Below are 14,649 nucleotides of genomic sequence, written 5' to 3' on the forward strand. Positions count from 1 at the left end.
AGACTGCGAGCCTGCCTTGTACCTGTTTGAAAGCCTGAATCTGCTGATTCAACGTTACCTGCCTGAGGAGCAGATTAAGCGCCTCAAACAGGCATACCTCGTTGCACGTGATGCTCACGAGGGACAGACACGCTCCAGCGGTGAGCCCTACATTACTCACCCGGTTGCCGTGGCCTGTATTCTGGCGGAAATGCGTCTCGATCATGAGACGCTGATGGCAGCCCTGCTGCACGACGTCATCGAAGACACCCCGGCCACCTATCAGGATATGGAACAGCTGTTCGGCAAAAGCGTCGCCGAATTGGTTGAGGGCGTATCCAAGCTCGACAAGCTGAAATTCCAGGACAAAAAAGAAGCCCAGGCGGAAAACTTCCGCAAGATGATCATGGCGATGGTGCAGGATATCCGCGTCGTGTTGATTAAACTGGCCGACCGCACGCACAACATGCGTACCTTAGGTTCGCTGCGCCCCGACAAACGGCGGCGTATTGCGCGTGAAACCCTGGAAATCTACAGCCCACTGGCCCATCGTCTGGGTATTCACCACCTGAAAACCGAGCTGGAAGAGCTGGGTTTCGAGGCGTTGTATCCGAACCGTTATCGCGTAATCAAAGAAGTGGTGAAAGCCGCACGCGGTAATCGTAAAGAGATGATCCAGAAGATTCTCGCCGAAATCGAGGGGCGATTGACCGAAGCCGGCATCCCCTGCCGCGTCAGCGGGCGAGAAAAACATCTGTATTCCATCTACCTCAAGATGCACCTGAAAGAACAGCGCTTCCATTCGATTATGGATATCTATGCGTTCCGGGTGATCGTGAAAGAGGTGGATACCTGCTACCGCGTGCTGGGTCAGGCTCACAGCCTGTATAAACCGCGCCCTGGCAGGGTCAAAGACTATATCGCCATTCCCAAGGCCAACGGCTATCAATCGCTGCACACTTCACTTATCGGCCCGCATGGCGTTCCGGTAGAGGTGCAGATCCGTACCGAAGATATGGATCAGATGGCCGAAATGGGGGTCGCCGCGCACTGGGCTTATAAAGAAAAAGAACAGGGCGAAACCGGCACCACCGCGCAAATCCGAGCCCAGCGCTGGATGCAGAGCCTGCTGGAGCTGCAACAGAGCGCCGGTAGCTCGTTTGAATTTATTGAGAGCGTCAAATCCGATCTGTTCCCGGATGAGATTTACGTTTTCACCCCGGAAGGCCGCATCGTTGAATTGCCTGCGGGCGCCACCCCGGTCGATTTCGCCTACGCGGTGCATACCGATATCGGCCACGCTTGCGTTGGCGCACGGGTTGATCGTCAGCCATACCCGCTGTCGCAGTCACTGACCAGCGGCCAGACGGTCGAAATCATCACTGCCCCGGGCGCACGGCCAAACGCCGCCTGGCTGAACTTTGTCGTCAGTTCCAAAGCGCGCGCTAAAATTCGCCAGATGTTGAAAAACCTCAAGCGCGATGATTCGGTTGGTCTCGGCCGCCGTTTGTTAAACCATGCGTTGGGCGGCAGTCGCAAACTGGCCGAGATCCCGCCGGAAAATATCCAACACGAGTTGGATCGCATGAAGCTGGCGACGCTGGACGATCTGCTGGCTGAAATCGGCCTGGGCAATGCCATGAGCGTCGTGGTCGCGAAAAACCTGCAGGGCGATCAGTCCAATCTGGGCACCTCTTCCGGCGTTCGTAATCTGGCGATCAAGGGTGCAGACGGCGTGCTGATCACCTTTGCCAAATGCTGCCGACCTATTCCGGGTGACCCGATTATCGCCCACGTCAGCCCAGGTAAAGGCCTGGTGATCCACCATGAATCCTGTCGCAATATCCGCGGCTACCAGAAAGAACCTGAAAAGTTCATGGCGGTAGAGTGGGATAAAGACATCGAGCAGGAATTCATTGCCGAGATCAAAGTGGACATGTTTAACCATCAGGGGGCGCTGGCCAACCTGACGGCAGCCATCAATGCGGCTGAGTCCAATATTCAAAGCCTGAATACCGAAGAGAAAGACGGCCGGGTTTATAGCGCCTTTATCCGCTTGACCACCCGCGATCGCATCCATCTGGCAAATATTATGCGTAAAATCCGTATCATGCCGGATGTCATTAAAGTTAACCGTAACCGAAATTAGCGCTTATGAGCCCTGAACGCTATGCGCGGATTTGTGAAATGCTGGCCACCCGGCAGCCGGATTTAACCGTCTGCCTGGAACAGGTTCACAAACCGCATAACGTCTCCGCCATTATCCGCACCGCCGACGCTGTCGGCGTGCATCAGGTGCATGCCGTGTGGCCAACTACACGCATGCGAACCCTGGTTTCCTCCGCCGCCGGCAGCAACAGCTGGGTCAATGTTCAAACCCATCGCACTATCGGCGACGCCGTAACTCATCTGAAAGGCCAGGGCATGCAGATCCTGGCGACTAACCTTTCCGCCCGGGCGGTAGACTTTCGCGAAGTGGATTACACTCGCCCTACCTGCGTCCTGCTGGGCCAGGAAAAAACCGGCATTACCGAAGAAGCGCTGGCGCTTGCCGATCAGGACATCATTATTCCGATGATCGGTATGGTGCAGTCACTCAACGTGTCGGTTGCCTCAGCCTTGATCCTGTACGAAGCGCAACGCCAGCGGCAAAATGCCGGCCTGTATCGCCGTGAGCACAGTATGCTCGACGCAGAAGAGCAACAACGTCTGCTGTTTGAAGGCGGCTACCCGGTGCTGGCCAACGTGGCCAAGCGTAAAAAGCTGCCGCGTCCTCATATCGATCAACAGGGCCAGGTGGTCGCCGATGCCGAATGGTGGGCGGCCATGCAGGCGACGGTACGCAAATGAAAGGCCGTCTGCTGGATGCTGTCCCACTCACTACGCTTTCCGGGGTTGGCGCCAGCCAGGCGGGCAAACTGGCCAAGATTGGTCTGGAAACCATTCAAGATCTGCTGCTGCACCTGCCGCTGCGCTATGAAGACCGCACCCGCCTCTACCCGATAAACGATCTGCAGCCTGGCATTTTTGCCACGGTGGAAGGCGAAGTGCTGCGTACCGACATCAGTTTTGGACGCAGGCGCATGCTAACCTGCCAGATCAGCGACGGTACCGGCCTGCTCACCCTGCGTTTCTTCAATTTCAACGCTGCGATGAAAAACAGCCTGGCCACCGGCCGTCGCGTGACCGCCTACGGTGAAGTCAAACGCGGTAACCACGGCGCCGAAATTATTCACCCTGAATATCGCATTCAAGGGGAAAGCAGCGAAGTTGAGCTGCAAGAGTCATTGACACCGGTTTATCCCACCACCGAAGGCATACGCCAGGCCACGCTGCGCAAGCTGACCGATCAGGCGCTGGAGTTGCTGGATACCTGCGCTATTGCCGAACTGCTGCCGCCGGAACTGAGCGGCGGTCTGATGAGCCTGCCACAGGCGCTGCATACCCTGCACCGCCCGCCGCCGGATATCCAATTGGCGGATTTGGAACAGGGCAAGCATCCGGCGCAAAAACGCCTGATCCTGGAAGAACTGTTGGCGCATAACCTCAGCATGCTGGCGGTACGAGCCGGTGCGCAGAGCTATCAGGCCCTGCCGTTAATGCCCGACGACCGGCTTAAAAAGCAATTCCTCGCCCAGTTGCCCTTTGCCCCCACCGGCGCGCAAGATCGCGTAGTGGCCGATATCGAAGCCGATATGCAAAAAGGCTTCCCGATGATGCGCCTGGTGCAAGGCGACGTTGGCTCCGGCAAAACGCTGGTGGCCGCGCTGGCAGCACTGCGCGCTATCGCTCGCGGCAAGCAGGTGGCGTTAATGGCCCCAACGGAACTGCTGGCCGAACAGCACGCCAATAACTTCCGTCAGTGGTTTGAACCGCTGGGGTTAGAGGTTGGCTGGCTGGCTGGCAAGCAAAAAGGCAAGGCGCGTATCGCACAGCAAGAGGCAATTGCCAGCGGGCAGGTCTCCATGGTGGTCGGTACCCACGCCATCTTCCAGGAACAGGTGCAATTTTCCGGTCTGGCGCTGGTGATCATCGATGAACAGCACCGTTTTGGCGTACACCAGCGGCTGGCACTGTGGGAGAAAGGCGAAGAACAAGGCTTCCATGCCCATCAGTTGATCATGACCGCCACGCCAATCCCACGCACGCTGGCAATGACCGCCTATGCCGATCTCGACACCTCGGTGATCGACGAACTGCCACCGGGCAGAACGCCCGTCACTACCGTTGCCATTCCAGACACCCGGCGCGCCGATATTATTCAGCGGGTGAAAAGCGCCTGCATGGAAGAAGGCCGCCAGGCGTACTGGGTTTGTACGCTGATCGAAGAATCCGAACTGCTGGAAGCCCAGGCAGCCGAAGCCACCTGGGAAGAATTGAAAACCGCGCTGCCAGAGCTGAAAGTGGCGCTGGTGCACGGTCGCATGAAAGCACAAGAGAAACAGGCGGTAATGCAGGCCTTTAAACAGGGTGAGCTGCAGTTGTTGGTGGCGACGACGGTGATCGAGGTGGGGGTCGACGTGCCCAACGCCAGCCTGATGATCATCGAAAACCCCGAGCGACTGGGGCTGGCTCAGCTGCATCAGTTGCGGGGGCGCGTGGGTCGTGGCGCCGTAGCGTCTCACTGCGTGTTGTTGTACAAAACCCCGTTGAGCAAAACGGCGCAAAAGCGCCTGCAGGTGCTGCGCGACAGTAATGACGGTTTCGTTATTGCCCAGCGCGATCTGGAGATCCGCGGTCCAGGTGAACTGTTGGGCACCCGCCAAACCGGCAGTGCGGAGTTCAAAGTGGCGGATTTGCTGCGCGATCAGGCGATGATCCCGGAAGTACAACGCGTCGCCCGCCATATACACCAGCAGTACCCGGAGCATGCCAGAGCCCTGATTGAACGCTGGCTACCGGAGAAAGCACGTTACTCCAACGCCTGATTTTCAGGCAGAGAAAAGGCGCCAGATAGGCGCCTTTTTCGTTATTACGACCGCTTAATCAGCCAATCGTCGGAAACACCGGCAACAGCAGATACAGCTTAATCACAATCGCGTTGGCGATATCGATAAAGAACGCCCCCACCATAGGCACCACCAGAAACGCCAGGTGCGATGGACCGAAGCGATCGGTAATCGCCTGCATGTTGGCGATCGCCGTAGGCGTGGCCCCCATGCCGAAACCGCAGTGGCCCGCAGCCAACACCGCTGCATCGTAATTTTTACCCATCACCCGGTAGGTAACGAAAATTGCGTACAGTGCCATCACCAGCGTCTGTACGGCCAGGATCGCCAGCATTGGCAGCGCCAGAGAAGCCAGCTCCCACAAACGCAGGCTCATCAACGCCATCGCCAGGAACAGCGACAGGCTAACGTTGCCCAGCACCGACACCGCACGCTCAAACACGGTATAGAACCCGGTGAAGGCCAGGGTGTTGCTGAGGATCACCCCAACGAACAGCACGCAAACAAAGTTGGGTAATTCAAATACCGTACCGCTCAGCAAGCCGGAGATAAACTGCCCCAGGCTCAGGCAGATGGCGATCATCGCGATGGTTTCAATCATGATCAGCGAGGTGATCAAACGGCCGCTCTCCGGTTTTTCAAAACCGCTTGGCTGGACGCTGTCATCCGGCGAGCCTTCCGGGGTGGAAGAGTGCTTCACCAGGTAACGCGCCACCGGACCGCCGATCAGGCCACCCAGAACCAGACCGAAGGTGGCACAGGCCATCGCCACTTCCGTGGCGTTTTCAAAGCCGTAGCGTTCGATAAACAGCTTGCTCCAGGCCGCCCCGGTACCGTGACCGCCGGACAGGGTAATCGAGCCGGCGATCAGGCCCATCAACGGGTCCAGACCCAGCATTTTCGCCATGCCGATGCCGATAGCGTTCTGCACCAGCAGCAGGCCCAGCACCACAAACAGGAATACCATTAATGCCTTGCCACCCGCGCGCAACCGCGACAGGTTGGCGTTCAAACCGATGGTGGCGAAGAAGGCCAACATTAACGGGTCTTTCAGCGACATATCGAAGCTGATTTCCCAGTTAACGAACTTTTTCAGGGCTAACAACAGGAGTGCCACCAGTAAACCACCGGCGACAGGAGCGGGAATGGTGTATTTCCTCAACAGGGGGATGCTGGTGACGCATTTGCCCCCAAGGAGCAGAACCAATGTTGCTGCGACTAACGTGCCATAAGTATCAAGATGAAACATCCAGTTACTCCATGTAAGGGAAAAGATCCAATTAATAAATAATAAGTTAGAGAAAACCGCTTAGTTTTTAAAACTTGATGAGTGCAGGATTAGAAGTAAAAAACGCTGATAACACAAGAAAAAATGAACGAAAATGCGACATAAGTGACGATACTGCTAACAAAGCATTAACGCGCAACCGTTTGCTTTTATGGGCCAAATCATTAAAATGCCTGCTTTGCCGTTTCTGGAAATGCCACACCATGACCCAGCCATCCGCCGAGTTCGATGCTGCGCAAAAAGCATCCGCCACTCCCCGCAACAGTGAACTGATTTATCGCCTGGAAGATCGCCCACCGCTGCCGCAAACGCTGTTCGCCGCCGGTCAGCACCTGCTGGCGATGTTCGTTGCCGTGATCACACCGGCCCTGTTGATTTGTCAGGCACTGGGTCTGCCGGCGCAGGACACTCAGCACATTATCAGCATGTCGCTGTTCGCCTCCGGCCTGGCCTCGATTTTACAAATCAAAACCTGGGGACCCGTCGGCTCGGGCTTGCTGTCTATTCAGGGCACCAGCTTTAACTTTGTTTCGCCGCTGATCATGGGCGGGCTGGCGCTGAAAAATGGCGGCGCGGACGTTCCCACCATGATGGCTGCGCTGTTCGGTACGCTGATGGTTGCCTCCTGCACCGAGATCCTGCTGTCACGCGTGTTGCACTTGGCACGGCGCATCATCACCCCGCTGGTCTCCGGCATTGTGGTGATGATTATCGGTTTGTCTCTGATTCAGGTCGGTTTGACTTCCATCGGCGGTGGCTATGCTGCGATGAACGGAGGTACCTTCGGCGCCCCCAAAAATCTGCTGCTGGCCGGCGCGGTATTACTGGTCATTATTCTGCTTAACCGTCAGCGCAATCCCTACCTGCGCGTCGCCTCACTGGTGATTGCCATGGCGGTGGGTTATCTGCTGGCCTGGGCCATGGGCATGCTGCCAGAAAGCCAGCCCACCCCCGAGACGGCGGCGATCATCATCCCGACCCCGCTGTATTACGGTCTGGGTTTTGACTGGAATCTGCTGCTGCCGCTGATGCTTATCTTTATGGTCACCTCGCTGGAAACTATCGGCGATATCACCGCGACCTCTGACGTGTCGGAACAACCTGTCAGTGGCCCACTGTATATGAAGCGCCTTAAGGGCGGCGTACTGGCCAACGGCCTGAACTCCATGCTGTCGGCGGTGTTTAATACCTTCCCTAACTCCTGCTTCGGTCAAAACAATGGCGTGATCCAACTGACCGGCGTCGCCAGCCGCTACGTCGGCTTCGTGGTGGCACTGATGCTGATCGCGCTGGGGCTGTTCCCGGCGGTGGCCGGCTTCGTACAACACATTCCTGAGCCGGTATTGGGCGGCGCCACCCTGGTGATGTTCGGCACCATCGCCGCATCCGGTGTGCGCATCGTGTCGCGAGAGCGTCTGAACCGCCGTGCAATCATGATCATGGCGCTGTCGTTGGCCGTGGGGATGGGCGTTTCCCAGCAACCGTTGATCTTGCAGTTCGCACCGGACTGGCTGAAAACATTACTCTCCTCAGGCATTGCTGCCGGCGGCATCACTGCCATCGTGCTGAACCTGCTGTTCCCGCAGGAACACGAGAAACAATAATCCATCGAACTGCCTTGTGACAAACGGCCGCTTGCGGCCGTTTTTTATTGCCTATCAGACCATTGCACTTGAGATGCCCGGCCAATTGCGGCATAAACAGGGTATCTTTTTTGACCGACGCGGATGTAGACGATGAAATTTATCGGAAAACTGTTGCTGACGTTGCTGCTGCTGGTCGTGCTGGCCGTTGCACTGTTGTACGTCATAGGGCAAACCCGTTGGGCCGCGGGCTGGGTCAGCCGCTGGGTCAGCGATAACAGCGACTACCGCCTGTCGGTGGCGGCAATCTCGCACTCATGGAACCAGCCGGGCCAAATCAGCCTGGAAGACGTTCAGTTGGCCAAAAAAAATCAGCCTCAATCACTGGTGGCCAAACGTCTGGACCTCGGTCTCAGCCTGCGCCAAATTACCGAACCTCGTCATTTCCATAGCGTCACGCTGCGTGACGGCACGCTGAATCTGCAGCAGCAGGACGCAGCAATGCCAATACAGGCCGACGTGCTGCAACTGAGCAATATGGCGCTGCAATCCAACGATGAAACCTGGCAGCTCAACGCGCAGCAGGTCAACGCCGGCATCACGCCATGGCAACCCAAAGCCGGCCATCCGCTGGGTGATAACAATCAGTTCCAGTTCAGCGCTGGCTCGATGACGCTCAATGGCATCCCGGCCTCTCAGGTCCTGGTTCAGGGCGAGCTGAAACAAAATCAGCTGCTGCTCAGCAATTTCGGCGCCGACCTGGCGCAGGGGGATTTGACCGGCGTAGCCACTCGCGCCGCCGACGGCAGTTGGCAGGTAGAGCGACTGAGGCTCAGCGGCGTGCGCATGCAAACTCCCCTGACACTGGAACAGTTCTGGCAACGTTTTACCGCTCTGCCCCCCGTCACGCTCAAACGTTTTGATCTGATAGATGCACGGCTGGAAGGCAAGGAGTGGGCATTTAACGATCTCGACCTGTCACTGCAAAATGTCACCTTCCAACAGGGCGACTGGAGCAGCCAGGACGGTTCGCTGAACTTTAACGCCAGCGACCTGATCAATGGCAGTTTCCATCTGATTGATCCGATCATGAATATGCGACTCTCGCCGGCTGGGATCGCCATTCAGCAGTTCACCACCCGCTGGGAAGGTGGGTTATTGCGCACCTCTGGCAACTGGCTGCGTGCCAACAACCGCCTGCAGCTGGATGAGGTCGCGGTCGCTGCGTTGGAATATACGTTGCCTATAGACTGGCGCGCATTGTGGTTACAACCGCTGCCGAACTGGCTGGCGGAGGTGTATGTCAATAAACTGACCACCAACCGTAACCTGATCATCGATATCAACCCGGCCTTCCCTTTCCAGATCACCGCACTGGACGGTTATGGCAGCAACCTGTTGCTGGCGCGCGATCACCAGTGGGGCATCTGGTCCGGCACGCTGAATTTGAACGGCAGTGAAGCTACCTTCAACAAAATTGACGTGCGCCGACCATCGCTGGCGCTGAACGCCAATGACGGGCAGATCAACGTCACCGAGCTCAGCGCCTTTATGCCGCAGGGGTTGTTGGATGCCAAAGCCACCGTCGAGCAGCTGCCGGGCAAGCCTTTTACGCTGTCGCTGAATGGGCGTTCGGTACCGCTGAATACGCTACAACAGTGGGGATGGCAAGCGGTGCCGCTGGAAGGCGACGGTAATCTGCAATTACAGTTGAAAGGTTTGTTGAACAGCGATGGGCCATTTAAGGCTTCATTGCAGGGCAGGTTGCAGGCCACTGCCGCCGATGGCCAAACGGTCAACCAGCAACTGCCTTAATCCTGGATAGGCCCTCTCCGCATAGAGAGGGCCTGGGTGTTAACTGTCTATCGCCTCACAGCCGCCCTGATCCAGGGGCACTTCCGGCTCGGCCGGCAACACCATATAAGTGCCTTCAAATACCGCACCTTTGTCGTCGTCACCGAACAGATGGACTTCCGCCTGTACGCGAGCGCGGCGGCCACGGGCCAAACGGGCCAGATCGCCGCTCAACGAGCTGAGATCCGCCACTGCACGCGGTCGGCCTGTGATGGGCTTGCTGTAACGAATATGGGCATCGGCTAAAATGATGGTGCCACCGAGATGGCGCTCACGCAGCAATAGCCAGATCAGGCCCCAGGCGGTCAAGGTGGCCAGAGAGAACAGGCTGCCGGCAAACAACGTGTGGTGCGGGTTCTGGTTGCCAATTTCCGGCATGGTGGTGACAAAACGCTGGCCGGTATATTGGCTGATGCGCACCCCCATCTTCTCGCTGAGCGGAATGTGATCGTACCAGGCCTGCTGCAGCTGACCGCACCAGTCGGGCCGATGCAGGATGTCGTCCAGCGTCGCCACCGGTTTGATCATCAGGAAATGGCGAATCGGCGTGGTTTGCGGCGCGGTGATCTCACCCTGATTAATGAAACCCAGCTTGGCAAAGAAATCTACCGCGTCTTCACGGGCGCTACAGACTACGCGCTTCACGCCCTCCTGGCGCGCCACGGATTCCAGCGTCATGGCTACCAGCGTCCCCAGGCCTTTGTCCTGCACCGTCGGGTCTACCGCCAGAAAACGAATCGCGGCTTCGTTATCGGCATTGATGTACAGCCGCCCAATGGCGACAATTTTTCCGCTCTCGTCCACCACCATCTGGTGATGTGCCATGGCGTCGTAGGCATCCTTTTCCGACCCCACCGGCTGGTGCAACGGCTTGCGCAGCATTTCCCAGCGGAACTGGTAATACTCTTTCAGTTCTTGCTCTGTTACCGGTACTCGTAGGTGATACATAGACGCCTTCTCTCTCAGAATTCTTAGACTTGAAGCCAAAACGTCACCGGCCCGTCGTTCACCAGCGCGACTTTCATGTCGGCCGCAAACTCACCGGTTTGGGTTTCGATACCGCGTTCGCGGCATTGGCCAACAAAATATTGGTATAACCGATCGGCCTCTTGCGGTACCGCGCCACGAGAGAAACTCGGACGCATCCCCTTTTGCGTGTCGGCCACCAGCGTGAATTGCGAGACCACCAGCAAACTGCCCCCTGCCTGTTGGACGTTGAGATTCATTTTGTCGTTCTCATCGCCAAAGATGCGGTAGCCCAATACGCGCTCACACAGGCGCTCGGCCTTCTGTTCGTTATCGTCCTGCTCCACGCCCAATAACACTAACAAACCGGGGCCTATGTTGCCTACCGTCTGGCCTTCCACCGTGACGCTGGCATTTAATACCCGTTGAATTAACGCAATCATAACTGCCCTTCTGATGACTGTTCCTGTTGTTGTGCCTTTTGCTGTCGGTAGTCGCGGTATTCCCCAATGGTAACCGTGATTTCCGCGCCGAGTAACACGATACACCAGCTCCAGTAGACCCAAAGGAATAAAATGGGGATCACCGCCAACACGCCGTAAATCAGCTGATAAGACGGGAACATGGTGACATACAGCGCAAACCCCTTCTTGCCCAGCTCAAACAGCAAACCGGCCACCAGTGCGCCAATCAACGCATCCTTGGGTGGCACCCTAACCGTCGGCACGATGCAATACAGCAGCCAGAACGATATCCACGACAGGATCAGCGGGAAAATACGCAGCACCTGATCCACCAGGCTGTTGACGCCGGTCTGCGCCAGCCAGTTAAGCGACAGCAGATAGGAACTGATCGCCATACTGGCCCCCACCAACAGCGGCCCCAGGGTCAGCACCATCCAGTACACGGCGAAAGAAAACACGATAGGACGCTGATTCTTGCTGCGCCAGATGGTGTTGAGCACGCTGTCCACCGACGAGATCAGCAACAGCGCAGTGACTATCAGGCCGCAGGTCCCGACGGCGGTCATCTTGTTGGAGTTGGCGACAAACTGCTCCAGATAACTTTGGATCACGTTGCCGGCGGCCGGCATGAAGTTGGAAAAGATAAAGCTTTTCAGTTGAACGCTGATGTCGGAGAACATGGGGAACGCGGCAAACAGCGCAAACACCACGGTCACCAGAGGTACCAGTGACAGCAGTGATACGTAGGCCAGGTGGCCCGCCAACATGGTCAGGCCATCGCTGTCGACGCGTTTAATCAGCAGTCGTAAAAAGGTGACGCTGGGTTTGATCGAAGCGGGCAGCTTCTTGCGGCGGAAAAACGACATGGCCACTCCTTGATGTCAGTTTGTACGCCTTAAGCTTAACCCTTTGCGGTCATTGGGCAAAATAAGCCGGTACTACGTCGCGGTCGGTCACGTGAACCGTTTTGATGCCAAGCGCCTGTGCCGCGGCGACGTTATCCGGGTGATCGTCAAAGAACACCGCGTCATCCGGCGAGGTATTTTCTGCATCCAGTACGTGCAGATAAATATTGGCGTCCGGCTTACGCATGCCAAGATCCTGCGACAAATAGAGATGATCGGCGGCTTCGGCCACCTGCGGGTAGTGCTGCGGCCAGTAATTGCAGTGCAAGCGGTTGGTGTTCGATAACACCACCACCCGGTGACCTTCGCTGCGCAGGCGCTTCATGATGTCGATCACTTCTGGACGCAGGGCGACAAACACCGCCTGCCAACCGGTAGCGAACTGCTCGAAACTGAGGGCAATCCCCATTTCGGCACTCAGCCCTTCGGCAAAGTCTTCATCGCTGATTTCACCGCGCTCGTGCTGCTGAAACAATTCGCCCATAGCAAAACGTTCGGACAAGACCGCCAATGGCGTACCGCTCAAACTGCTCCATACACCCAGTACACGTTTGAAATCGATATCGACGATCACATTACCTAAATCAAAGATATACAGCATAGTCCTCTCCTGATGGGCCGGTGAGATTTTACTGTAGCGGGAAAAGCAGAGGCTGAATAGAGAGCGAATGGAAAAGCATATAGCACGCGGCAGAAATGAGAAAAGACAGAGGAAAAAACTCAGGGCGCTGGCGCGCCCTAAGTGTTGCAGACTAAATCGGCGATTAAGCTTCTTTAGGACCGCGGCTTGCACGCTTACGATCGTTTTCCGTCAGGTGACGCTTACGGATACGGATCGAGGTTGGCGTGACTTCTACCAGTTCGTCATCATCGATGAATTCCAGAGCTTGCTCCAGAGTCATTTTGATAGCCGGAACCAGGGTAGTGGCTTCGTCAGTACCGGAAGCACGCATGTTGGTCAGCTTCTTACCGGTCAGGCAGTTCACGGTCAGGTCGTTGGAACGTGAGTGAATACCGATGATCTGGCCTTCATACACTTCCGCACCGTGACCCAGGAACAGCTTGCCGCGATCTTGCAGACCGAACAGGGCGAACGCTACCGCTTTACCCTGGCCGTTAGAGATCAGCACGCCGTTCTGGCGCTGGCCAACTTCACCCGGACGCACGTCGTCGTAGTGGCTGAAGGTGGAGTACAGCAGACCGGTACCGGAAGTCATGGTCATGAACTCGTTACGGAAGCCAATCAAGCCGCGGCTTGGGATCACGTAGTCGAGACGCACACGGCCTTTACCGTCTGGATCCATGTTTTTCAGGTCAGCTTTACGCTCACCCATGGCTTGCATGACTGAACCCTGGTGCTGTTCTTCGATGTCCAAGGTCACGTTTTCGAACGGCTCTTGTTTACGACCATCGATTTCACGGAAGATTACTTTCGGACGGGATACCGCCAGTTCGAAACCTTCACGACGCATGTTTTCGATCAGAACCGACAGGTGAAGTTCACCACGGCCAGATACGCGGAATGCATCAGCATCTTCAGTTTCTTCAACGCGCAGTGCCACGTTGTGCACCAGTTCCTTGTTCAGACGCTCAAGGATTTGACGCGAAGTCACAAACTTACCTTCTTTACCACAGAAAGGTGAGGTGTTGACGTTGAAGAACATGGTTACGGTCGGCTCATCTACAGACAGCGCCGGCAGTGCTTCCACTGCAGAGGTGTCACAGATGGTGTCGGAAATGTTCAGCTCGCCCAGACCGGTGATAGCGATGATGTCGCCCGCTTCAGCCAGGGTAGACTCGATACGCTCCAGACCCATGTGGCCCAGCACTTTGCCCACTTTACCGTTGCGAGTTTTACCTTCGCTATCGATGATGGTGACCTGCTGGTTTGGCTTCACTTTACCACGCTTGATACGGCCGATACCGATCACGCCCAGGTAGTTGTTGTAGTCCAACTGGGAGATTTGCATCTGGAATGGCGCTTCGAGCTCAACCTGCGGTGCAGACACGTGGTCTACGATCGCTTGATACAGCGGGGTCATGTCTTCCGCCATCTCATTGTGGTCAGTACCGGCGATCCCCATCAATGCAGAAGCATAGATGATTGGGAAGTCGAGCTGCTCGTCGGTTGCGTCGAGGTTAACGAACAGGTCGAAGACCTGATCAACAACCCAATCAGGACGTGCGCCCGGACGGTCAACCTTGTTGATTACCACGATCGGCTTCAGACCATTAGCGAAGGCTTTTTTGGTCACGAAGCGGGTTTGCGGCATTGGGCCATCCATTGCATCCACAACCAGCAGCACCGAGTCAACCATTGACATCACACGCTCAACCTCACCGCCGAAGTCGGCGTGTCCTGGGGTATCCACGATGTTGATGCGGTAGTCTTTCCAATTAATGGCGGTGTTTTTTGCGAGGATGGTAATCCCACGCTCTTTCTCCAAATCGTTGGAGTCCATTACGCGTTCGGTGGCTTCTACACGCTCTCCGAAAGTACCGGATTGTTGCAGCAGCTTATCAACCAGGGTGGTCTTACCATGGTCAACGTGGGCAATAATGGCGATGTTACGCAAATTTTCGATCACAGCTTTGCCTCAGGCATTAGAAATAGCGCGCTATTGTACACGTATTAAGCGAGGGACTAAACAAGATCACAAC

Annotated in this window: 11 protein-coding genes; 5 read left to right on the top strand and 6 right to left on the bottom strand. The window is 56.4% G+C overall.

Annotated elements, in window-relative coordinates; all coding sequences use genetic code 11:
* Nucleotides 1–16: 16 nt before the first annotated feature.
* Genes spoT through recG form a run of 3 tightly spaced genes read left to right on the top strand, consistent with a single transcriptional unit; the run spans nucleotide 17 to nucleotide 4,907 of the window.
* Nucleotides 17–2,128, top strand: coding sequence for a bifunctional GTP diphosphokinase/guanosine-3',5'-bis pyrophosphate 3'-pyrophosphohydrolase (spoT, locus tag H0S68_RS24200; protein ID WP_020837653.1), 2,112 nt, complete (start codon nucleotides 17–19; stop codon nucleotides 2,126–2,128).
* Between the two features lie 5 nt (nucleotides 2,129–2,133).
* Complete coding sequence (gene trmH / locus H0S68_RS24205; RefSeq protein WP_020837654.1) at nucleotides 2,134–2,829, top strand: tRNA (guanosine(18)-2'-O)-methyltransferase TrmH; 696 nt, start codon at nucleotides 2,134–2,136, stop codon at nucleotides 2,827–2,829.
* Nucleotides 2,826–4,907: an ATP-dependent DNA helicase RecG gene (gene recG / locus H0S68_RS24210; RefSeq protein WP_410529061.1), complete on the top strand. Its 2,082-nt coding sequence runs from the start codon at nucleotides 2,826–2,828 to the stop codon at nucleotides 4,905–4,907. Before trmH ends, recG begins: the two co-directional genes overlap by 4 nt.
* 58 nt (nucleotides 4,908–4,965) lie before the next feature.
* Here recG and gltS read toward each other — a convergent pair whose 3' ends face one another.
* A complete protein-coding gene (gene gltS / locus H0S68_RS24215) occupies nucleotides 4,966–6,177 on the bottom strand; it encodes a sodium/glutamate symporter (RefSeq protein ID WP_182823593.1) in 1,212 nt (403 codons plus the stop codon).
* 242 nt (nucleotides 6,178–6,419) lie between these two features.
* Between gltS and H0S68_RS24220 the strand changes: the two genes are divergently transcribed.
* On the top strand, nucleotides 6,420–7,820 hold the full coding sequence (locus tag H0S68_RS24220; RefSeq protein ID WP_187962075.1) for a nucleobase:cation symporter-2 family protein: 1,401 nt from the start codon (nucleotides 6,420–6,422) through the stop codon (nucleotides 7,818–7,820).
* A gap of 132 nt (nucleotides 7,821–7,952) precedes the next feature.
* Nucleotides 7,953–9,614: an AsmA family protein gene (locus tag H0S68_RS24225; RefSeq protein ID WP_259220116.1), complete on the top strand. Its 1,662-nt coding sequence runs from the start codon at nucleotides 7,953–7,955 to the stop codon at nucleotides 9,612–9,614.
* Nucleotides 9,615–9,653: 39 nt separating this feature from the next.
* Here H0S68_RS24225 and fabY read toward each other — a convergent pair whose 3' ends face one another.
* The 5 genes from fabY to typA form a co-directional block, all read right to left on the bottom strand.
* Complete coding sequence (gene fabY, locus H0S68_RS24230) at nucleotides 9,654–10,601, bottom strand: fatty acid biosynthesis protein FabY (RefSeq protein ID WP_020837659.1); 948 nt, start codon at nucleotides 10,599–10,601, stop codon at nucleotides 9,654–9,656.
* Between the two features lie 23 nt (nucleotides 10,602–10,624).
* Entirely contained in the window at nucleotides 10,625–11,062 is a 438-nt protein-coding gene (dtd, locus tag H0S68_RS24235) for a D-aminoacyl-tRNA deacylase (protein WP_020837661.1), read from the bottom strand.
* A complete protein-coding gene (locus H0S68_RS24240; protein ID WP_020837662.1) occupies nucleotides 11,059–11,949 on the bottom strand; it encodes a virulence factor BrkB family protein in 891 nt (296 codons plus the stop codon). The genes dtd and H0S68_RS24240 overlap by 4 nt, the downstream gene beginning before the upstream one ends.
* A gap of 49 nt (nucleotides 11,950–11,998) precedes the next feature.
* Nucleotides 11,999–12,589, bottom strand: a complete 591-nt coding sequence (yihX, locus tag H0S68_RS24245) for a glucose-1-phosphatase (RefSeq protein ID WP_020837663.1) — start codon at nucleotides 12,587–12,589, stop codon at nucleotides 11,999–12,001.
* A 163-nt stretch (nucleotides 12,590–12,752) separates the two neighbouring features.
* The gene (typA, locus tag H0S68_RS24250; protein WP_020837665.1) at nucleotides 12,753–14,576 is read right to left on the bottom strand and encodes a ribosome-dependent GTPase TypA; all 1,824 of its coding nucleotides are present in this window, start codon (nucleotides 14,574–14,576) and stop codon (nucleotides 12,753–12,755) included.
* Between the last annotated feature and the right edge of the window lie 73 nt (nucleotides 14,577–14,649).

The sequence above is a fragment of the Serratia sp. AXJ-M genome, from assembly GCF_046531865.1.
In the GTDB taxonomy this organism is placed as follows: Bacteria; Pseudomonadota; Gammaproteobacteria; order Enterobacterales; family Enterobacteriaceae; genus Serratia; species Serratia liquefaciens.